Source organism: Candidatus Izemoplasma sp. (assembly GCF_982632705.1).
On record NZ_CEXEES010000011.1, the window covers coordinates 18,049 to 37,157 of the forward strand.

General features: G+C 33.6%; 29 protein-coding genes. 26 read left to right on the forward strand and 3 right to left on the reverse strand.

Annotated features, from left to right (window positions below; all coding sequences use genetic code 11):
* Positions 1–2 precede the first annotated feature (2 nt).
* The 18 genes from AC2LE6_RS02725 (at position 3) to AC2LE6_RS02810 (ending at position 9,385) form a co-directional block, all read left to right on the forward strand.
* On the forward strand, positions 3–188 hold the full coding sequence (locus AC2LE6_RS02725) for a type Z 30S ribosomal protein S14 (RefSeq protein WP_484477709.1): 186 nt from the start codon (positions 3–5) through the stop codon (positions 186–188).
* Positions 189–228: 40 nt separating this feature from the next.
* Positions 229–624: a 30S ribosomal protein S8 gene (rpsH, locus tag AC2LE6_RS02730; RefSeq protein WP_484477710.1), complete on the forward strand. Its 396-nt coding sequence runs from the start codon at positions 229–231 to the stop codon at positions 622–624.
* A 20-nt stretch (positions 625–644) separates the two neighbouring features.
* Positions 645–1,181, forward strand: a complete 537-nt coding sequence (gene rplF, locus AC2LE6_RS02735; protein ID WP_484477711.1) for a 50S ribosomal protein L6 — start codon at positions 645–647, stop codon at positions 1,179–1,181.
* Between the two features lie 18 nt (positions 1,182–1,199).
* Positions 1,200–1,562 carry a 50S ribosomal protein L18 gene (gene rplR / locus AC2LE6_RS02740; RefSeq protein ID WP_484477712.1) on the forward strand — a complete coding sequence of 121 codons (363 nt, stop codon included), beginning with the start codon at positions 1,200–1,202 and terminating at the stop codon, positions 1,560–1,562.
* 10 nt (positions 1,563–1,572) lie between these two features.
* A complete protein-coding gene (gene rpsE / locus AC2LE6_RS02745) occupies positions 1,573–2,106 on the forward strand; it encodes a 30S ribosomal protein S5 (RefSeq protein ID WP_484477713.1) in 534 nt (177 codons plus the stop codon).
* Positions 2,106–2,285, forward strand: a complete 180-nt coding sequence (gene rpmD / locus AC2LE6_RS02750; protein ID WP_484477714.1) for a 50S ribosomal protein L30 — start codon at positions 2,106–2,108, stop codon at positions 2,283–2,285. Before rpsE ends, rpmD begins: the two co-directional genes overlap by 1 nt.
* A 3-nt stretch (positions 2,286–2,288) precedes the next feature.
* Positions 2,289–2,729 carry a 50S ribosomal protein L15 gene (gene rplO, locus AC2LE6_RS02755; RefSeq protein WP_484477715.1) on the forward strand — a complete coding sequence of 147 codons (441 nt, stop codon included), beginning with the start codon at positions 2,289–2,291 and terminating at the stop codon, positions 2,727–2,729.
* Entirely contained in the window at positions 2,729–4,036 is a 1,308-nt protein-coding gene (gene secY / locus AC2LE6_RS02760; protein ID WP_484477716.1) for a preprotein translocase subunit SecY, read from the forward strand. The genes rplO and secY overlap by 1 nt, the downstream gene beginning before the upstream one ends.
* A gap of 11 nt (positions 4,037–4,047) precedes the next feature.
* Positions 4,048–4,698: an adenylate kinase gene (locus tag AC2LE6_RS02765; RefSeq protein ID WP_484477717.1), complete on the forward strand. Its 651-nt coding sequence runs from the start codon at positions 4,048–4,050 to the stop codon at positions 4,696–4,698.
* Positions 4,698–5,447, forward strand: coding sequence for a type I methionyl aminopeptidase (map, locus tag AC2LE6_RS02770; RefSeq protein WP_484477718.1), 750 nt, complete (start codon positions 4,698–4,700; stop codon positions 5,445–5,447). Before AC2LE6_RS02765 ends, map begins: the two co-directional genes overlap by 1 nt.
* 15 nt (positions 5,448–5,462) lie before the next feature.
* Positions 5,463–5,681: a translation initiation factor IF-1 gene (infA, locus tag AC2LE6_RS02775; RefSeq protein WP_484477719.1), complete on the forward strand. Its 219-nt coding sequence runs from the start codon at positions 5,463–5,465 to the stop codon at positions 5,679–5,681.
* A 30-nt stretch (positions 5,682–5,711) separates the two neighbouring features.
* Positions 5,712–5,825: a 50S ribosomal protein L36 gene (rpmJ, locus tag AC2LE6_RS02780; protein ID WP_484477720.1), complete on the forward strand. Its 114-nt coding sequence runs from the start codon at positions 5,712–5,714 to the stop codon at positions 5,823–5,825.
* Between the two features lie 14 nt (positions 5,826–5,839).
* Entirely contained in the window at positions 5,840–6,205 is a 366-nt protein-coding gene (rpsM, locus tag AC2LE6_RS02785) for a 30S ribosomal protein S13 (protein ID WP_484477721.1), read from the forward strand.
* A gap of 11 nt (positions 6,206–6,216) precedes the next feature.
* Positions 6,217–6,603: a 30S ribosomal protein S11 gene (rpsK, locus tag AC2LE6_RS02790; protein WP_484477722.1), complete on the forward strand. Its 387-nt coding sequence runs from the start codon at positions 6,217–6,219 to the stop codon at positions 6,601–6,603.
* 31 nt (positions 6,604–6,634) lie between these two features.
* Positions 6,635–7,588 (forward strand): DNA-directed RNA polymerase subunit alpha, encoded by a 954-nt coding sequence (locus tag AC2LE6_RS02795; protein ID WP_484477723.1) that lies wholly within the window; start codon positions 6,635–6,637, stop codon positions 7,586–7,588.
* Positions 7,589–7,602: 14 nt separating this feature from the next.
* Complete coding sequence (rplQ, locus tag AC2LE6_RS02800; protein ID WP_484477724.1) at positions 7,603–7,965, forward strand: 50S ribosomal protein L17; 363 nt, start codon at positions 7,603–7,605, stop codon at positions 7,963–7,965.
* Between the two features lie 116 nt (positions 7,966–8,081).
* A complete protein-coding gene (locus AC2LE6_RS02805) occupies positions 8,082–8,816 on the forward strand; it encodes a hypothetical protein (RefSeq protein ID WP_484477725.1) in 735 nt (244 codons plus the stop codon).
* Entirely contained in the window at positions 8,813–9,385 is a 573-nt protein-coding gene (locus tag AC2LE6_RS02810; RefSeq protein WP_484477726.1) for a hypothetical protein, read from the forward strand. The genes AC2LE6_RS02805 and AC2LE6_RS02810 overlap by 4 nt, the downstream gene beginning before the upstream one ends.
* A 154-nt stretch (positions 9,386–9,539) precedes the next feature.
* Here the strand turns inward: AC2LE6_RS02810 and AC2LE6_RS02815 are convergent, their stop codons facing one another.
* Positions 9,540–9,998, reverse strand: a complete 459-nt coding sequence (locus tag AC2LE6_RS02815) for a hypothetical protein (RefSeq protein WP_484477727.1) — start codon at positions 9,996–9,998, stop codon at positions 9,540–9,542.
* 156 nt (positions 9,999–10,154) lie between these two features.
* Here AC2LE6_RS02815 and AC2LE6_RS02820 point away from each other — a divergent pair, with 156 nt between their 5' ends.
* From AC2LE6_RS02820 to AC2LE6_RS02855, 8 genes are all read left to right on the forward strand, one after another.
* Entirely contained in the window at positions 10,155–10,961 is an 807-nt protein-coding gene (locus AC2LE6_RS02820) for an energy-coupling factor transporter ATPase (RefSeq protein ID WP_484477728.1), read from the forward strand.
* Positions 10,937–11,797 carry an energy-coupling factor transporter ATPase gene (locus AC2LE6_RS02825; RefSeq protein WP_484477729.1) on the forward strand — a complete coding sequence of 287 codons (861 nt, stop codon included), beginning with the start codon at positions 10,937–10,939 and terminating at the stop codon, positions 11,795–11,797. The genes AC2LE6_RS02820 and AC2LE6_RS02825 overlap by 25 nt, the downstream gene beginning before the upstream one ends.
* Complete coding sequence (locus AC2LE6_RS02830) at positions 11,797–12,777, forward strand: energy-coupling factor transporter transmembrane component T family protein (RefSeq protein WP_484477730.1); 981 nt, start codon at positions 11,797–11,799, stop codon at positions 12,775–12,777. Before AC2LE6_RS02825 ends, AC2LE6_RS02830 begins: the two co-directional genes overlap by 1 nt.
* A gap of 2 nt (positions 12,778–12,779) precedes the next feature.
* A complete protein-coding gene (gene truA / locus AC2LE6_RS02835) occupies positions 12,780–13,802 on the forward strand; it encodes a tRNA pseudouridine(38-40) synthase TruA (protein ID WP_484477731.1) in 1,023 nt (340 codons plus the stop codon).
* A complete protein-coding gene (locus tag AC2LE6_RS02840) occupies positions 13,795–14,205 on the forward strand; it encodes a GNAT family N-acetyltransferase (RefSeq protein WP_484477732.1) in 411 nt (136 codons plus the stop codon). The genes truA and AC2LE6_RS02840 overlap by 8 nt, the downstream gene beginning before the upstream one ends.
* Before the next feature lie 91 nt (positions 14,206–14,296).
* On the forward strand, positions 14,297–15,469 hold the full coding sequence (locus AC2LE6_RS02845; RefSeq protein ID WP_484477733.1) for an L-serine ammonia-lyase: 1,173 nt from the start codon (positions 14,297–14,299) through the stop codon (positions 15,467–15,469).
* Positions 15,470–15,587: 118 nt separating this feature from the next.
* Positions 15,588–16,661, forward strand: coding sequence for a M24 family metallopeptidase (locus AC2LE6_RS02850; RefSeq protein WP_484477734.1), 1,074 nt, complete (start codon positions 15,588–15,590; stop codon positions 16,659–16,661).
* An 8-nt stretch (positions 16,662–16,669) separates the two neighbouring features.
* Positions 16,670–17,392: a sulfite exporter TauE/SafE family protein gene (locus AC2LE6_RS02855; protein ID WP_484477735.1), complete on the forward strand. Its 723-nt coding sequence runs from the start codon at positions 16,670–16,672 to the stop codon at positions 17,390–17,392.
* 120 nt (positions 17,393–17,512) lie between these two features.
* Here AC2LE6_RS02855 and AC2LE6_RS02860 read toward each other — a convergent pair whose 3' ends face one another.
* Positions 17,513–18,406: a metal ABC transporter permease gene (locus AC2LE6_RS02860; RefSeq protein WP_484477736.1), complete on the reverse strand. Its 894-nt coding sequence runs from the start codon at positions 18,404–18,406 to the stop codon at positions 17,513–17,515.
* Entirely contained in the window at positions 18,406–19,059 is a 654-nt protein-coding gene (locus AC2LE6_RS02865) for a metal ABC transporter ATP-binding protein (RefSeq protein ID WP_484477737.1), read from the reverse strand. Before AC2LE6_RS02865 ends, AC2LE6_RS02860 begins: the two co-directional genes overlap by 1 nt.
* Positions 19,060–19,109 lie beyond the last annotated feature (50 nt).

Consider the following 19,109-nt stretch of genomic DNA (forward strand, 5'->3'; position numbering starts at 1 on the left):
TTATGGCTAAAAAGTCAATGAAAGTTAAACAACAACGTGGTAGTAAATTTCCAGTAAGAGAATATACTCGTTGTGAAAGATGTGGTAGACCACATTCTGTTTACAGAAAATTCAAATTATGCCGTGTTTGTTTCCGTGAATTAGCTTATTTAGGACAAATACCAGGCGTTAAAAAAGCAAGTTGGTAAAAAATAATTTTCCAAGTAAATTGGAAGGAGGCAAAATTATATGGTAATGACTGACCCTATCGCGGATATGCTGACTAGAATCAGAAATGCAAACCAAATGAAACACAAGACTGTAGATATGCCTGCTTCAAAACTGAAAAAAGAGTTTTTAGAAGTTTTGAAGAAAGAAGGTTACGTTACTGATGTTGCTACTATCAAAAATGATGTGCAAGATACATTACGTGTAACATTAAAATATTTACAAACTGAAAGAGTTATTAAAGGATTAAAAAGAATCTCTAAGCCAGGTCTTAGAGTATATGCAAAAACAAACGAAATTCCTAAAGTCTTAAATGGTTTAGGAATCGCAGTGATTTCAACTTCACAAGGTCTGTTCACAGATCGTGAAACTCGCAAGCTTAAAGTTGGCGGGGAAATCCTAGCGTACGTTTGGTAAAATAAACGGAGGTGTAACAGATGAGTCGTATTGGTAAAAAACCGATTTCACTACCTAATGGAGTAGAAGTTTCTGTTGACGATTTAAACGTAGTTACTGTTAAAGGACCTAAAGGAACTTTATCATTAACTGTAAGTAATGAATTAACAGTTAAAATTCAAGATTCAGTATTAGAAGTAGAAAGACCATCAGATTCTAAAGCGCACAAAACCATTCATGGAACTATGAGATCATTAATTAATAATCTTGTAATAGGTGTGACTGAAGGATTTAAGAAGGAATTAGTAATGAAAGGTGTAGGTTATAGAGCCTCACTTAAAGGAAATACTTTAGTTATTTTAGCAGGATATTCACATCCAGTTGAAATGGAGATCCCTGAAGGAATCACTATGGAAGTGCCTAAGAACACTCAAATGATCGTTTCTGGAATTGACAAACAATTAGTTGGAGAATTTTCAGCTAATATTAGATCGGTTCGCCCACCTGAACCATATCTAGGAAAAGGTATCCGTTATGTCGATGAATACGTTCGTCGTAAAGAAGGGAAAACTGCGTAAGCAGTAAGGTGATTATAGATGATTAAGAAAACGTCAAGAAATGTCTTACGTCAAAAAAGACATCAAAGAATCAGAAGTGCTTTAATCGGTACTCCTTCTAAACCACGTATAAGTGTATTTAGATCAAGCAAAAACATTTACGCTCAAATTATTGATGATGTAAATGCAGTTACTCTAGTAAGCGCAACTAGCGTTGAAAAAGATAACAAATTAACAAATGGTGGAAACGTTGAAGCTGCGAAGGCAGTAGGAACATTATTAGCAGAAAGAGCTGCTGCTAAAGAAATTAAAAATGTTGTATTCGACAGAAGTGGTTACCTTTACCACGGAAGAGTTAAAGCATTAGCTGAAGCTGCACGTGCAGCAGGACTGGAATTCTAGGAGGTATATCATGGAAGACAATAATAGAAAAAGAAATAACAAAAGACCTCGTCGTCAAAGAGAAGTTAAGCTTTACGAAGAGAGAGTTGTTAATATCAACCGTGTTACTAAAGTTGTTAAAGGTGGACGTCGTTTCAGATTTAGCGCATTAGTAGTAATCGGAGATAGAAAAGGTAAAGTTGGATTTGGTACTGGGAAAGCTCAAGAAGTACCTGATGCAATCAAAAAAGCAATTGAAGAAGCAAAACGTAATTTAGTTATGGTTCCAATGTATGGAACTACATTACCACATGAAATCACTGGTAAATTTGGTGCTGGTGAAGTATTCTTAAAACCTGCTGTAGGCGGGACAGGAGTTATCGCTGGAGGGCCAGTTCGTGCCGTTCTAGAGTTAGCTGGAGTAGAAGATATTTTAAGTAAAAACTTAGGATCTGCTACACCGATCAACATTGTAAGAGCTGTATTTAACGCAATCGAAAACTTAAGAACTGCGGATCAAGTTGCTCGTACAAGAGGATTAACTGTAGAGGAGATTTTACACTAATGGCGAAATTATCGATTAAACTAGTTAGAAGTGTAATTGCTTCTAAACCAAACCAAAGAGCTACTGCGAAAGCATTAGGATTAACTAAATTACAAAAAACTGTTATTAAAAACGATTCTCCAACTATTAGAGGAATGATTAACGTTGTTGCTCACTTAGTTGAAGTTAAGGAGGTATAAGTCATGGAATTACATAACTTAAAACCAACTCCAGGTTCAACACATTCAACAAAACGTCTAGGTAGAGGTGTCGGTTCAGGACTAGGTAAAACATCTGGTCGCGGGACAAAAGGACAAAACTCACGTTCAGGTGGAGGAACTCGCCCAGGATTCGAGGGTGGACAAACTCCATGGTTCAAACGTATTCCTAAACGTGGATTTACTAACCGTTTCAGAAAAGAATTCGCAATTGTTAATGTTGAAGATCTTAATAAGTACGAAGAAGGAACAGTTGTTACTCCAGAATTATTACTACAAGATAGAATTATCCGTAAGTACTTAGATGGTGTTAAAGTCTTAGGAAACGGTGAAATTTCTAAAAAATTAACTGTTCAAGCAAACAAATTCACAGGTTCAGCTGTAGCTAAGATAGAAGCAGCTGGAGGAACTACTGAGGTAATCTAATGGATAATTTTGTTGCAGTATTTAAAAATAAAAGTGTTCTAAAGAAAATTGGATTTACTTTATTAGCATTCTTAATTTACAAAGCAGCAACTTATATCACTGTCCCTCTAGTGGATGCAACTTCAATTACAGCATTCTTCACAGAAAATGATGGAGGATTTATTGGAATTGCCAACGCATTTACAGGTAATGCATTGAAGCAATTTAGTGTAATAGCCTTAGGGATTGGGCCATACATCACGGCTTCAATCGTTGTTCAATTATTACAAATGGACATCATTCCATTACTTAAAGAATGGACTGAAGAGGGAGAAACAGGGAAACAAAAGATTAATCAATTAACTAGATATTTAGCAATTGGTTTGGCATTCGTTCAAGCGTTAGCAATGACATTAGGATTTGAACTTCAAGGTGGTGGGGGTATCCTTGCCGGTGTTGATGGAACATTCTTAATATACGTTTATATCGCATTTGTTATGACTGCTGGGACTGCATTCTTATTATGGTTAAGCGATCAGATCACATTACGAGGTATAGGAAACGGAACTTCAATGATTATCGTTGCAGGTATCGTATCATCTATGCCAAGTATGTTTATTACTCTGTGGGATATGAAAGTATTAGCTGAAACAGCGACACTACGTAACAATGTAGAATTTGGAATTGTTGTATTAATTTACATCTTCGTTATATTCTTTGTAACGATCATGCAATCAGCACAACGTAAGATACCTATTCAGTATTCGAATAGACCATCTGCATCTAAATTCCAAGGTAAAACTGACAGCAATATACCAATTAAAATTAACTCTGCAGGAGTTATTCCAGTAATATTCGCGGTTACTTTATTAAGTATCCCAACAACAATTACAGGATTACTTACTACAGAAGGTTCAGCATGGTGGAGATTCTTCTATGAATTATTCACATATACTAGACCACTTGGTTACTCGTTATATGTTACGTTGATCTTTGTATTTGCATTCTTCTATGCATTTGTTCAAATCAACCCAGAAAAAGTAGCGAAAAACCTTCAAAACCAAAAAGCATACATCCCAGGTGTACGCCCAGGTATTGAAACAGAAAACTATATCTCTAGAGCGTTATTCCGTGTAACAATTATCGGAGCAACATATCTAGTATTTGTAGCATCATTACCAATTTTCGCCGCTATGTTATTTGACTTACCATCAGTTGTTCAAGTTGGTGGAACAAGTTTATTAATCGTAGTTGGTGTTGCTATCGAAACGACAAAGCAGATTAAAACGCAAACCCAAGAGCAAACTTACAGCGGATTTATTAAATAAGGACGCCCAGTTTGAAAATCTTAGTTATGGGCCCTCCAGGGGCTGGTAAAGGTAGCCAATCTGCACGTATTAGAGAACATTATAATATCGTTAGTATCTCAACTGGACAAATGTTCAGAGATGCTTTCAATAACAATGAGCCAATAGGTATCGAAGCTATGAAATATATAAAAGACGGAAATCTTGTTAGTGATGATATCACAAATGAGATAGTACGTATCAGACTTAGTAAAGCAGATGCTGAAGATAATTTCATCTTAGATGGATATCCTCGTACTGTGGCACAAGCAATTGCATTAGATGAAATGTTAACTGACATGGGGACAAACTTAGACAAGGTGATCAATATTTTATCAAGCCATGACGTTCTATTTGAACGTATGGAACAACGTCGTGTATGCGATGGTTGTGATGCAACATACCATTTACGTTTCAAACGTCCATCAGTTATTGATGTATGTGACAAATGTGGTGGAAATTTATATCAACGTCAAGATGATACTACTGAAAGTGTTAAGAACCGTCTGGATATTTATGAAACTAAGACTAAACCTTTATTAGACTATTACGATAAACAACATAATTTATATAATGTAAATGGAATGCAGGATTTCGATCATGTATACAGAGACATTATAGATATACTGGATGAAATAAACTAATGGTAACTATTAAAAGTAAAAGAGAAATTGAACTGATGAGAGAAGCAGGGCGCATCGTTGCCCTTGCTCATCATGAGATTAAAGGGTTCATAAAACCAGGTGTAACAACAATGGAAATAGATCAACTTGTGGAAAAGGTAATTCGAAATAGCAATGCTATACCTTCCTTTAAAGGTTATGGTGGATTCCCAGGAAGTGCATGTACAAGTGTTAATAAACAGGTAGTACATGGTATACCGAGTGCGGAAGTTATTCTTAAAGATGGTGACATCATATCAGTCGATATTGGAGCTATCTATAAAGGATATCATGGCGATAGCGCATGGACGTATCCAGTTGGTACAATCAGCGAAGAAGCTGAACAATTATTAGCAGTTACAAAACAATCACTTTTCGAGGGATTAAAAATGGCGACAGCAGGTAACAGATTATCTGATATCAGTCACGCTATACAAACACACGCAGAATCTTTTGGATACGGAATCGTTAGAGAATTTGTAGGACATGGACTTGGCAAGAACTTACACGAAGATCCACAAATACCTAACTATGGGCTTCCAGGTAAAGGAACTTTACTGAAAAGCGGTATGACTCTAGCAATTGAACCTATGGTTAACATGGGTAGAAAAGAAGTAAGAGTACTAAAAGATAACTGGACAGCAGTTACAATTGATGGAAAATTAAGTGCTCATTTTGAACATAGTATTTTAATCACAGAGGATGAATGTATCATCCTAACTGCGCTTTAAGAGGAGGCGAATTATATGGCAAAAGAAGATAAAATAGAATTAGAAGGTAAGGTCGTTGAATCGTTACCTAACACACAGTTCATTGTAGAATTAGAGAATGGACATAAAATCAAGGCACACGTTTCTGGTAAAATCCGTATGTATTACATTCGCATCTTACCAGGTGATAGAGTTACAGTGGAAATGTCACCGTACGATTTAACACGTGGGCGAATCACATATCGTCATAAATAAATTAACAATCTCCAGAGGAGGATTTTAAAAATGAAAGTAAGACCAAGTGTAAAGAAAATTTGCGATAAATGTAAAGTAATCAAACGAAAAGGTAGAGTTATGGTTATTTGCGAGAATCCAAAACACAAACAAAGACAAGGTTAAAGGAGGCTCACTAGATGGCACGTATATCAGGTGTAGATATCCCACGAGACAAAAGAGTAGTGATTTCACTAACTTATGTATTCGGAATTGGGAAGACAACAGCACAGCAAATCTTAGCTGCAGCTGAAGTAAACGAAGATACAAGAGTAAAAGACTTAACGGAAGACGAATTAGGTCGTATTCGTACTGAAGTTTCAGAAATAAAAACTGAGGGAGACTTACGTAGAGAAGTTTCTTTAAACATTAAACGACTTCAAGAGATCGGTAGTTACCGTGGAATGCGTCATAGAAGAGGATTACCAGTACGTGGGCAAAACACAAGAAACAATGCTCGTACAAGAAAAGGTCCTAGAAGAACTGTCGCTAATAAGAAGAAATAGGAGGATATATCATGGCAAAAAAACAAACTAGAAAACGTCGTGTGAAAAAGAATATTCCTTCAGGAGTAGCGCACATTCATTCGACTTTCAACAACACAATTATCACAGTAACGGATCCTAATGGGAACGCAATTGCATGGAGCAGTGCTGGAGCATTAGGTTACAAAGGGAGCCGTAAATCAACACCATTCGCAGCGCAATTAGCTTCTGAAGCATGTGCAAAATCAGCAATGGAACACGGTGTACAAAGAGTAGAAGTTTCAGTTAAGGGACCTGGTCCTGGACGTGAAGCAGCTATTAGAGCTTTACAAACAGCAGGATTAGAAATTACTGCAATTAAAGACGTAACACCAATCCCACATAACGGATGTCGTCCACCAAAACGACCTCACAAATAATATGGGACAATAAATAAGGGAGGTAGTTTATTTGAAAAATTTAAAATTTGAAAGACCAAATACTACTATTGAAACAATTGACGAATCTAATACTTATGGAAAATTCGTAGTATCGCCTCTTGAAAGAGGTTATGGAATTACATTAGGTAACTCACTTCGTAGAATATTGTTATCATCATTACCTGGAGCAGCAATCATAAACTGTGAAATCGATGGTGTAGAACACGAGTTCTCAAGTATCGACGGAGTAGTGGAAGATGTTACAGCTATTGTCTTAAACTTAAAAGAAGTTGTCCTATCAATTGATAACGATGATCCAAGCGTTGAAAAACGTTTAGAGATTTACGTAGAAGGTCCACATGTTGTAACTGCAAAAGATATCCTATGTGATAACGAAGTTACAGTAGTGAACGAAGACCAACATATTGCTACAGTTAACAAAGGTAAGTTCCGTATGGTAATGGTAGCAAAAAAAGGTATTGGGTACGTTAGTGCCGAGAATAATAAAGAGTTTAGCGACCATGTAGGATTAATTCCTATCGATAGTATCTATACTCCAGTACAAAGATGTAACTACGAAGTAGAGCCTGCTTCATCAGGAAGCGGAGCATTAGAAAAACTTGTATTAGAAGTTTGGACTACAGGCGCAGTTACACCACAGGAAGCGATCGGAGTAGCATCTGGAATGATGATTGCGCACTTAAATGTATTACAAGATTTAAGTACAAAAACATTTGAAGGTGATGATTTCATGATCGAACGTGAAGATGAAGAAAATTCACAAATCTTAGAAATGCAAATTGAAGATTTAGATTTATCAGTAAGAAGTTATAACTGTCTAAAAAGAGCTGGAATTAACACAGTGAACGAATTAACCAAAAAGTCTGAAGAAGACATGATGAAAGTTCGTAACCTAGGTAAGAAATCTCTAAAAGAAGTTAAACAAAAGCTTGATGAACTTGGTCTTGGATTAGCAAGACATTAATAGGAGGTACACTCATGGCTGGTTACAGTAAATTAAACCGTAGAAGTGATCAACGTAAAGCGATGTTAAGAGACTTAGTTACTCAATTAATTATCCACGAACGTATTACAACTACTGAAACTAAAGCGAAAGAACTAAGACGCTTAGCGGACAAAATGGTTACCTTAGGTAAAAAAGGTACATTACATGCTAGACGTCAAGCTGCTCAAACAGTTAGATTCTTAGACGCCGGAGAAGATAAAAACGCAGTTCAAAAATTATTTGAAGATATCGCACCAAGATTCAAAGAGAGACCTGGTGGATATACTAGAATATATAAAATGGGGCCAAGACGTGGAGATTCAACTCCTATGGCAATCATTGAATTCGTAGAATAAATTCGTAATAAAACACCTTCATTTGAAGGTGTTTTTTATTGGACAAAAATGCCGTATTATAAATAAGCCCGTATGTTATAATATATAAGTAAAGATAATTACAAGGAGAGATGACTATGAAGAATTTATCATTCATAATCGCAATGGTCGGGCTATTTATCGGACTGACAATTATAGAATTAACGATGTTCCAAAGTTATTACTTCTTTAGTTTGATCATAACTTTCATTACAGCTGGATACACATATTCAATGAGTCATACATCTTTTCATGGATTAGTTACTCAAACCCTACAAGATTGGAAACCTGAAAAACTATCAAAATTAGTTAACAGTTCAAGGCATACATATATATTCAATCAATTCTCTGTTAACGACCTTAAGTTATTTATTGATGTTCTTACAGGCGACGATATTCAGTTACCACAAGCGTATACAAGATTTACATATTTGAATGATATTGAAAGACACCATACAAGTTATATATATCAACTATTCTATTTGTTTAAGAACGATCTAAATACATTCTTGAAGTTAAAGAAAATTGATAAGAAAACTGAAAACCTAATCTTTGAAGACAACATTAAAACAAAAGAACCTGGAAAGATTTATTTTGACAAAGTTGTGTTTGAACTAGATCTAACAGTGTTTGATGATATTTACTTTTTATATCAAAACAGTTACGATTTTGAATATCTAGATAATAAAAGATATGCACACAATGTATATAATTACATCAAGGAAAAAGCGCTTTACTACTACCTTTACAATACGGAGCAACACAAGGAGCAACATAAGTATTGGAAACAAAGTGATTTCATATTTGATGAATTCTTGGAGGAACAACAATGATATATATTATAAGTGGAGCGTCACGTTCAGGTAAAACAATCGCAGCTAAAATGTTGTTTAAGAAAACGAATATCCCATATATAAATGTGGATCAATTAATGATGGGATTTGCTGGTGGAATGTTTGACACAGGAATACATCCAGAAAACTGGCCGGATAAAAATGCAGAGTTAATGTGGCCATTTTTAAAAAATACAATTATATCAATGATTGAAGGTGGAATTGATTACATCTTTGAAGGTGAAGAGTTTTTACCTGAATTAATCAATGAACTTGATATCCTATATCCAAATATAATACGACGATGTTTTATCGGATTTACTGAGATATCTCAAAAAGATAAAATGGATAATATAAGAAAGTATGCAGAACCAAATGATTGGCTAGTTGTTCATATGGATGACTATATAAAAGATCATATAAATAATATGATAAAATATAGTAATACTATTAAAGAGAAATGTTTAGAACACAATACTGTGTACTTTGATTCCTCTTCAGAGTTTCAAAATACGTTAGATGAAGTAGTTCAGTATCTATGCGTTATAAAAGAAACTGTTTCATATTAGAAATAGCGTTTTCGCGAAGTCAATACTCACTCTATAAAAATTTGAATTCAAGGCAAGTTGATTTATATTTTTGTAGATGCATTTATAATAAAATAAAGAGACATTAATATGTCTCTTTTATTTACATGGAATTGTCAAATTGTACGGTAATATTCTAGAACTTGTCTTTATTTGCAAAATGTTTCATGAGCTTTTTGATGTCACTCATATCTTCTTTTATAGATTGTACGTTAAAGTATAGATTTAAACTTAGCATAACAATTAAATGTAATACTAGTATTGATAATATACCTCCAATTGATTCTAAGATACCAAATCCATTATCATTAAACCACATATACAGTACCACTAGAACTCCGCTGATTTCAGTTAAAATCCAAATAACCAATAAAACCCGCAACCAAACTGTGCTCGATGGATCGAAAAATTCATTCAATCCGTTAGATGTACTTTTGCCTTTATTTACACTTTTTCGTTTAACCATTGTTCTTCTTTGCAAATCAGATTTTGAACTTATATTCCGATTTGCAATAAGCTGTGCTCCACAATTATTACACGTGATTGTACCTCCATCACTTTCTGATTTACACTGTGGACAAATTATGATTTTCATATGTTACACCTACCCTCGTAATCCATTATAACATTGTTTTTAGTTCGTGTAAAAAAATGTCTTAAAACATATACATATCAATTTAATCAAATGATTATATTTAGTGCAAATACATTGTATATTTGATATAATTACGTGAGCAATGGAGTTGATGATATGAACATTATAGAAATAAAAGATTTATCATTTGCTTACCGTAAAAACCAACCTGTATTAAAGAATATCAATCTAAACATTAAAAAAGGTGAATGGGTTAGTATTCTAGGGCATAACGGTAGTGGTAAATCAACGTTATCTAAACTAATAATGGGATTACTAAAAGCAAATGAAGGTGAAATCGTTGTAGACGATATCACACTAACTGAAGAGACGTTATATGAAGTTAGAAGTAAAATAGGTATAGTCTTTCAAAACCCAGACAATCAATTTGTTGGGGTTACTGTAGAAGACGATATCGCTTTTGGTATGGAGAACCTTGAAATAGAACGAGAAGAAATGGTTAAGAGAATTGATAAATATAGTAAAAAAGTAAGTATGAATGAATACCTTAGTAAACCACCACATCAATTGAGTGGGGGACAAAAACAAAGAGTTGCGATAGCTGGAATATTAGCTATGGAATCAGATATTATCATATTTGACGAGGCTACTAGTATGTTAGATCCTAAGGGACGAGATTCAATCATGGAACAAATTAGAGAATTAAAAGAAGATGGAGCTACTATTATATCGATTACTCATGATATGAAAGAAGCTGTATATAGTGATACAATCGTTGTACTAAAAGAAGGAGAAATCCTAGCTAGCGGAGATGCTATGGATATCTTAAGTAATAAAGAAGTATTAAATGCTTCAAACCTAGAGTTGTTATTACCTCTAAAACTTCTACATAAACTAGAAGAAGCAGAGATCAATAATGAGGAAATGAGAGATATATTATGGCAATTAAGTTTGAACAAGTAAGTTTCTCATACAGAACCATGGATGGGTCTGTTTTCTCCGCTCTAAAAGACATTTCATTTGAAATCGAGAGTAAAGGCGAGTTCATAACATTAGTTGGTGAGACAGGTAGTGGGAAGTCCACACTTGTTCAACACATGAACGCTTTGATTCAACCTCAAACAGGTGAAATCACTATTTATGGAATTAAAATTGATAAAACAACTAAGAAAAACAAAAAGATAAAACTAAACCCACTTCGTCAAAAAGTTGGATTAGTATTCCAGTTCCCAGAATATCAATTATTCGAGGAAACTGTGGAAAAAGATATCATGTTTGGTCCTAAGAACTTCGGTGTATCTGAAGAAGATGCAAAGGCACGAGCGAAAACAGTGATTAATCTAGTAGGACTAGATGAATCATATCTTTCTCGTTCACCATTCAATTTAAGTGGTGGAGAAAAGAAAAGAGTTAGTATTGCGGGAATCTTAGCAATGGAACCAGACATCCTAGTTTTAGATGAACCTACAAGTGGTCTTGACCCTAAAGGTAGAGACAATTTACTAAAACTATTCAAAGAGATTCATAAAGAAGTAGATAATAGTGTTGTAATTATTACACATGATATGAACACAGTTTATAAGTACGCCAAAAGAGTATTAGTGATGAACCAAGGAGAACTTGTATATGATGGTTCTGCTGAGGAATTATTCTTTGAAGGTGATCTAGATAAATGGAATTTAGACCTTCCAGAAATCATTGAAATTACTAGAAAAATTGAATCTAAATTCAATGTCAAATTTGATTCAAGACCTAAGAATGTAGATCAATTATTTGATCTTGTTAAGGAGGTATTGTAATGAATAATATCATTATTGGTCAATACGTCCCAGGAAATAGTTTCTTATATAAAATGGATCCGCGTTCAAAACTGATTGCACTATTCGTTTTCATGATTAGTGTGTTCATTATGAAGAACTTACTTCACTTAGCGATCATGCTGGTGATTGTAATTCTGATTCTTAGAATTGGTGGAATTCAAATTGGTAGAATCTTTAAAGGATTAAAACCAATTATGTTCCTACTAACATTTACATTTATATTTCAATTACTTTTTGTTAAAGGTGAAGAAACTGATCTTCTAGTTAACTCAGACGTAATTGTAGATAGCATTAATATATTCATATTTGTCGGTATGTTCATACTTTGGAGACTATTAAGAAAAGTAATCAAATATAGATTCTTATTATTCGTTTCTTTCTTTGTAGGATCATTCCTGTTATTTATCAATTTCACACCAGGGAATCCACTGTTTGATAATCCATATCAATTAGAAATATATCAACAAGGATTAGAAGGTGCACTGTTTATTATGACTCGTCTTATCGTGATAGTAACAATGTCAACAATCCTAACATTAACAACAAAACCAACAGATCTTAATTTAGGACTTGAAAAGGTATTAAAGCCTTTAAAAATAATTGGAGTTAACACTGAGATAATGGCTATGATAATAGCTATTGCATTACGTTATATTCCAACTCTACTTGATGAAGCAAACAAAATCATGCTTGCTCAGGCAAGTCGTGGTGTCGATTTTAGTGAAGGTAAATTTAAAGATAAAGTTATGCAGATTATTAGTTTATTAGTCCCTATGTTTATTATTAGTTTCAAACGTAGTGACGAATTAGCTGACGCAATGGAAGCAAGGAATTTTGTTCCAGGAAAACGAAGAACAAGAATCCATTTACTTAAGTGGTCTAATGTAGATACAATACTGATTACTGTAAGTCTTCTAACTCTAACAGGAGTAATCGTTACAAGAATCCTCGGATGGTAAAGATGGTTACTGAATTCTTAAATGAACTATCACTAAATCAAACAGAAGAAGCACTCAAAAAACTACACAACGACTTTAAAGGAATAAGATTATTTGATGAAACAGTTCTTACGTCAAAAGTTAACATTATAGAGTATTTCAATACTCATAAAGTAGAAGACTATAGAATTACAAATACAGAAGAATACAACGATTACTTAATCGTTGACGCAATCAAAAACAACACACAGGTTACATACAAGATAAAGATGAAGGAAAATAAGATATATCAAGTATATGAAACAATCAAACTGATTGGAAAAACTCGTGTAAAATGCATTATTTCATATGATGGGTCAACTTTCTCGGGATACCAGAAACAACCAAACGCAACAACAATTCAAGGTGAACTTGAGAAGGCATTATCATCAACCTTAAACGAGGATATCGTTATATATGGTAGTGGTAGAACAGACAAAGGTGTTCATGCATATAACCAAGTAATACACTTTGATACATCTAGTAATATTCCAAGAGAAAAAATGAGAATGGTTATTAGTAAGTATTTAACCAAAGCAATTCAAATCAAAGAATCGTCAAATGTTCACGAAACATTTCATAGTAGATACGATATACGTTCAAAAGAATACGTCTATCATATAAATATGAAAGAGTATGATGTTGTTAAAAGAAACCAAGAATGGTATCCAGGAGAATTTAATCTAGATCTATTCAAAGAGGAGCTACGTTCCTTAATAGGAACACATGATTTTACCTCATTCACAAAAACAACGGATCTCAACACGATAAGAACTATATTCGATATTCGTTTTGAACAAGAAGGTGATGTATTACTAATTTATATCAAAGGAAATGGATTCCTTAGATACATGGTTAGAAATATAGTTGGATATGGAATGAATATAGCTCAAAACAAATCTAAGATATCGCTACTGAGTATTGCAGATAAAAAAGACAATTCATTATTGAATGATATAGCCCCAGCAGGTGGCTTATATATGAACGAGGTGACGTACTATGAATAACGTTATAGTAAAAGACCTAGTATTTGATAAACAACAAATAAAAACCTTATACCTAGATAACAAATGGTATGCATATACCAACAATCTAGATAATCTGTTCAGTGGAATAATCAATTCCACAGAATCACTAGGTGCATATATTGACAATCAACTAATCGGTTTAATAAGAGTCATTAGTGATAAACACACAGTTTGTCATATCCAAGATATTCTAGTATTAGAAGAATACCAAAGATCAGGAATAGGGTCATTACTTATGAACCCAATCCTTGAAAAATACAAACAATGCAGACAAATTATTTTATTAACTGATAACTCTGAAAAGACTCATAATTTCTACAAGAAATTAGGATTTAAACAACATGATAGTACACTCACGACAGGCTTTCAATTTTCGAAATAAAACACCTTAATTAAAAAGGTGTTTTTTTGTTTGTTTTTCATAAATGAACATGTTAGAATTAGTTTGATTTTTAAACAATAGGAGAACAAATATGGAATCTATAAGAGCGTTATACAAAATAGGAAGAGGACCTTCAAGTTCTCACACTATGGGACCAGAAGCAATCTGTAAAGAATTTAAGAATAATCACGATGGTGACAACTATAAGGTAATACTATATGGTTCTTTAAGCCTGACAGGTAAAGGACATTTAACAGATAAAGTAATAAATCATGTACTACGTAATGTAGAAATAATTTTCTCTTCAGATACATTAGAACACCCAAATACAATGGATCTATATTCATATAAAAACAATGAGCAAGTTGGATTTGATAGATATTACTCAATTGGTGGAGGAAGTATTCTACGAAAAGGAGATTCCTTAAAGAATCATCCTCAAGTATATCCCCATAAAAACTTTACTGAAATAAAAGAATACTGTATTCAAAATAATCTTAGATTATTTGAGTATGTTTATCAGTTTGAAGGAGACTCTTTCAAAGAATATCTACAAACAATCTGGGATACAATGAAAGACAGTATCAATACCGGACTACACACAGAAGGTAACCTTCCAGGTAGTTTAGAGGTAGAACGAAAAGCAAGACAATTACTTTACAACCAAAATACAAAAACAAGCAATGAATTGCGCTTAGTATCTGCGTATGCATACGCAGTAAGCGAAATGAATGCAAGTGGTGGGTACGTAGTAACAGCACCAACATGCGGAGCAAGTGGAGTATTACCCGCAGTACTATATTATTTAAGAGACATCTATAAATTTAGTGATCTAAAGATTCTAGATGCTTTGGCTACAGCGGGATTAATCGGGAACATTGTAAAACACAATGCATCTATCAGTGGCGCAGAAGCTGGATGCCAAGCAGAAGTAGGAACAGCGTGTAGTATGGCTGCTGCTGCATATAGTGAATTATTCAATAACTCAATTGACAAAATAGAATACGCTGCAGAGATAGCTTTAGAACATCATCTAGGGTTAACATGTGACCCTGTGAAAGGGTTCGTTCAAGTACCTTGTATTGAACGAAACGCAGTCGGAGCTCATAGAGCGATTAATGCATCTGAATTAGCATTCTTGTTAATGGGTAGTAGAAAGATATCTTTAGATATGGTAATTGAAACAATGAGACAAACTGGACTTGATATCAATGAGAAATATAGAGAGACAAGTATTGGTGGACTAGCAAAACATTATGAATAGAAAGCACATTTATGTGCTTTTTTTATGACAATTAATCTTGAACTAAATATATCATTCTATTTCTATGTTTGATATAATGACAATAAGGTTAAAACAAATACGTATTATGGAGGTTATTATGTCATTACAAGGATTACAAGAAATCATAAAGAATAGTAAATACGATGCAGTACTTTTAACAGGATTAGAAAATCCTGTCGCTGCGAATAATCTAAAATATATTACAGGATATACTGGGTCTTTTGGGTTTAGTGTTGTTACAGCAGAGAAACAGTACTTTATATCTGATTTTAGATACAGAGATCAAGTACAAATAGAATGTCCTGATTTTATCAGTGTTGAGATTGAAGGTAGTTTTATTAAGTCTATTGAATCTGTGTTAGAAAAAGAGAATGTAAAGACTCTTGGATTTGATCAAAAGATAAGATTTAGTGAATATAGTTTATATCAAAAAATGGAAGTTGAACTTGTTCCTTTAGACAATGTTATAGAGACATTAAGAATCAGTAAACAAGACAAAGAGATTGCGTTGCTTAAGAAAGCATGTGAGATTACTGATCAAGCTCTTAAATATGTTATTGATAATGTTGATCTAGTAGGGAAAAAAGAACGAGATGTTGAAGTAATGATTAAATCAAAAATGATGGAGTTAGGTTCTGAAAGAACATGGGACCGTTTCATTGTAGCTAGTGGACCAAGAGGGGCAATGCCTCATGGTATGGCAAGTGATAAAATCATTCAAACTGGAGAGTTTGTAACATTTGATATAGGATGTTTCTATCAAGGGTATTCTTCAGATTTAACTAGAACAGTTGCTATTGGAGATGTAGACCCTAAGATGGTTGAAATCTATAATGTTGTGTATGAAGCACAAACAAAAGCAGTAGAACTAGCAAAAGCTGGTATTACTGGTAAGGAATTAGATTCTGTTTGTAGAGATATTATTACAAAACATGGTTATGGTGAATTCTTTAAACATGGAACAGGTCATGGACTTGGGTTAGATGTACATGAAGCACCACGTGTTTCACAAGCAAATGACAAACCATTAGAACTTGGTGCTTGTGTAACGATAGAACCAGGAATATATATTAAAGACTTAGGTGGAGTTAGAATTGAAGATGATGTCATCCTTACAGAAACTGGATGTATCGTATTGAATGAATTCCCTAAAAAACTTATAAGATTGTAGTTGATACTATGGACATCATCATTTATATTGTATTGATAGGATTGGCAGCTGGAATTGTAAAAGGAGCGAGTGGTTTTGGAAGTAGTTTAGTAGCAATTCCGCTACTGTCTCTTCTTTATACATCTACTGAACCTAGAACAATGATGATTACTGCGAATGTCTTATTAAACGTATTACTCATATACGAAAACAGAACGTACTTCAAAAAAAGTACAATCATAAAGATTATCCCGCTTACTTTAGCAGGTATTGTGTTTACTGCGCTTGGGTTATATGTCAGTGAGCAAATCAGTCCGCAAATCGTTAAATACATTATTGGAGTATTGATTTTCTTTGCGATATTCAATAAAGTATTCACATTTAATATCCATATAAAAGACTCTATCTTAAATAGAATCATCTTTGGTTCATTTAGTGGAATTGGAAATGGGATAGCGAGTGTAGATGGACCTCCTGTTGTTTTATACTTACAAGGTATAGAAGCAAAAAAACAAGAGTTCAAAGGAACGCTTGCGACACACTTCTTAGTAATGGGTATTATCGCTACCATCATGTTAGCCGGATCAAATAGTTATACTCCTGAATTATGGGGGCAAATCGGAATATTGGTTGGTGGACTTGTTGTTGGATTAATAATTGGAATGCTTGTTAGTAAAAGACTAAACGAGCAAAAATTTGAGAAAGTAGTGCTTTTTATACTAATTGGGTTAGGAATTAGCATGTTTTTATAAAAATAAACCTAAAAAGGGACAGATTTGTCCTTTTTTTAATGGGCAGTCTATTATATAATATACGTGGATGGGTTAAGGAAGACCTAGGGATTAAAAAAAGAGACTATTATGGTCTCTTTTTTATGTTGCAGTTACTTTGTCGCTTTTAAGTCTGTATAGATTGATAAAGTATTTCACAATACCGATTGTTATTAATATAAATACATTACATAATACGATTGTAGCACCTGTTGGGAAGTCGAGTTCGTATGATATCCAAAGTCCACCAATAACGCTTAACTCACTAAATAAGATAGCGATACTCACAGTGTTCTTAAAACTCTTACCGACCTTCATTGCCCCAGCAACTGGAATGATCATTAATGATGATACAAGTAATACTCCAACTGTTGCTAAACTGATACTAACTACGACTGCTAGAATTAATGTAGACATGAACTGGAAACGTCTTACTTTGATTCCAAGTAGTTTTGCATATGTTTCATCGAAACTAATCATTACCATTTGTTTATAGAAGATTACTAATAATAATACAACAACAACAGTAGCAACTGTGATGACTCTAACAAAGTTATCATCAACAGTTAAGATTGTTCCAAATAAATAGTTATATAGTTTTAAAGATATACCACCACTAAGTGAAATGAATAATCCAGATAGTGCAGTACCCATACTCATTACAATGGGCATACTGATTTCTTTATAGTTTTGATAATATCCACGAAGTATTTCAATAATGAACGCTCCGATAACACTGAATATCATTGCTAAGTATAATTCATCAGCAATCCATACAAGTCCAAGTACTGTAATTAAGTATGTACCAATACTAAGCCCTGCTAAACTAAAGTGACTTAATGTATCGGCGATGAAGCTAAGTCGTTTGATAACGACAAACGATCCTATTAACGGAGTAACAAACCCAATTAATAAACCAGTAAACAAAGCACGTTGTAGAAATTCATTTTCTATAAGTGCTTTTATAAAGGGATCAGATACGGCTAAGAAATCCATTATTCATCCTCCTTTACTACTTCTTTAAATACACCCTCACCATTGTGTAAACTAATCATATGTGTAAAATTACAATTGGCTTCACGTAAGTTATGTGTAATCAAGATTACAGTGATACCTTCTGCGTTTAATTCATTGATTGCTTTATAGAACGCTGTTACATTCTCTTTATCAACACCGACAGTAGGTTCATCTAAGATTAATAGTTTAGGTTCATTCATTAACGCTCTTGCGATGAATACTCTTTGGAGTTGTCCACCACTTAAGTTATTTATGTTTTCATTTTGGAGTTCTAAGATACCAATTTTATCTAAGACAAGTAATACATCATCTTCAGATAAACTACTGTATCTAGATGCGTTTAATATTTCGTTTACAGTTATCGGAAACTCGTAATTGAAATCATCAAATTTTTGAGGGACATAACCTATGTTTCTAAAGTTCTTATAATCAGTGATATCAATGTCATCCAACAAGATTTTCCCTGAAGGTATTTTATTAATACCAAGCATACATTTTATTAACGTACTTTTACCACTACCATTGTTTCCAACAATCGCTAAAAAATCGCCTGATTTAAGACTGAAGTGAATGTCTTTTAATACAGTACGATAATCATAACCAAATGTTAAATTAGAAACATTAACTCTCATAAGGCACGACCTTTCCAATAATCTACATTTATTATACCATATAATAATTA

Excerpts from the sequence above, each read along its gene's own strand:
- AC2LE6_RS02725 (WP_484477709.1), top strand. The coding sequence starts at position 3 with ATGGCTAAAAAGTCAATGAAAGTTAAACAACAACGTGGTAGTAAATTT.
- rpsH (WP_484477710.1), top strand. The coding sequence starts at position 229 with ATGGTAATGACTGACCCTATCGCGGATATGCTGACTAGAATCAGAAAT.
- rplF (WP_484477711.1), top strand. The coding sequence starts at position 645 with ATGAGTCGTATTGGTAAAAAACCGATTTCACTACCTAATGGAGTAGAA.
- rplR (WP_484477712.1), top strand. The coding sequence starts at position 1,200 with ATGATTAAGAAAACGTCAAGAAATGTCTTACGTCAAAAAAGACATCAA.
- rpsE (WP_484477713.1), top strand. The coding sequence starts at position 1,573 with ATGGAAGACAATAATAGAAAAAGAAATAACAAAAGACCTCGTCGTCAA.
- rpmD (WP_484477714.1), top strand. The coding sequence starts at position 2,106 with ATGGCGAAATTATCGATTAAACTAGTTAGAAGTGTAATTGCTTCTAAA.
- rplO (WP_484477715.1), top strand. The coding sequence starts at position 2,289 with ATGGAATTACATAACTTAAAACCAACTCCAGGTTCAACACATTCAACA.
- secY (WP_484477716.1), top strand. The coding sequence starts at position 2,729 with ATGGATAATTTTGTTGCAGTATTTAAAAATAAAAGTGTTCTAAAGAAA.
- map (WP_484477718.1), top strand. The coding sequence starts at position 4,698 with ATGGTAACTATTAAAAGTAAAAGAGAAATTGAACTGATGAGAGAAGCA.
- infA (WP_484477719.1), top strand. The coding sequence starts at position 5,463 with ATGGCAAAAGAAGATAAAATAGAATTAGAAGGTAAGGTCGTTGAATCG.
- rpmJ (WP_484477720.1), top strand. The coding sequence starts at position 5,712 with ATGAAAGTAAGACCAAGTGTAAAGAAAATTTGCGATAAATGTAAAGTA.
- rpsM (WP_484477721.1), top strand. The coding sequence starts at position 5,840 with ATGGCACGTATATCAGGTGTAGATATCCCACGAGACAAAAGAGTAGTG.
- rpsK (WP_484477722.1), top strand. The coding sequence starts at position 6,217 with ATGGCAAAAAAACAAACTAGAAAACGTCGTGTGAAAAAGAATATTCCT.
- rplQ (WP_484477724.1), top strand. The coding sequence starts at position 7,603 with ATGGCTGGTTACAGTAAATTAAACCGTAGAAGTGATCAACGTAAAGCG.
- AC2LE6_RS02805 (WP_484477725.1), top strand. The coding sequence starts at position 8,082 with ATGAAGAATTTATCATTCATAATCGCAATGGTCGGGCTATTTATCGGA.
- AC2LE6_RS02810 (WP_484477726.1), top strand. The coding sequence starts at position 8,813 with ATGATATATATTATAAGTGGAGCGTCACGTTCAGGTAAAACAATCGCA.
- AC2LE6_RS02815 (WP_484477727.1), bottom strand. The coding sequence starts at position 9,998 with ATGAAAATCATAATTTGTCCACAGTGTAAATCAGAAAGTGATGGAGGT.
- AC2LE6_RS02820 (WP_484477728.1), top strand. The coding sequence starts at position 10,155 with ATGAACATTATAGAAATAAAAGATTTATCATTTGCTTACCGTAAAAAC.
- AC2LE6_RS02825 (WP_484477729.1), top strand. The coding sequence starts at position 10,937 with ATGGCAATTAAGTTTGAACAAGTAAGTTTCTCATACAGAACCATGGAT.
- AC2LE6_RS02830 (WP_484477730.1), top strand. The coding sequence starts at position 11,797 with ATGAATAATATCATTATTGGTCAATACGTCCCAGGAAATAGTTTCTTA.
- truA (WP_484477731.1), top strand. The coding sequence starts at position 12,780 with ATGGTTACTGAATTCTTAAATGAACTATCACTAAATCAAACAGAAGAA.
- AC2LE6_RS02840 (WP_484477732.1), top strand. The coding sequence starts at position 13,795 with ATGAATAACGTTATAGTAAAAGACCTAGTATTTGATAAACAACAAATA.
- AC2LE6_RS02845 (WP_484477733.1), top strand. The coding sequence starts at position 14,297 with ATGGAATCTATAAGAGCGTTATACAAAATAGGAAGAGGACCTTCAAGT.
- AC2LE6_RS02850 (WP_484477734.1), top strand. The coding sequence starts at position 15,588 with ATGTCATTACAAGGATTACAAGAAATCATAAAGAATAGTAAATACGAT.
- AC2LE6_RS02855 (WP_484477735.1), top strand. The coding sequence starts at position 16,670 with ATGGACATCATCATTTATATTGTATTGATAGGATTGGCAGCTGGAATT.
- AC2LE6_RS02860 (WP_484477736.1), bottom strand. The coding sequence starts at position 18,406 with ATGGATTTCTTAGCCGTATCTGATCCCTTTATAAAAGCACTTATAGAA.
- AC2LE6_RS02865 (WP_484477737.1), bottom strand. The coding sequence starts at position 19,059 with ATGAGAGTTAATGTTTCTAATTTAACATTTGGTTATGATTATCGTACT.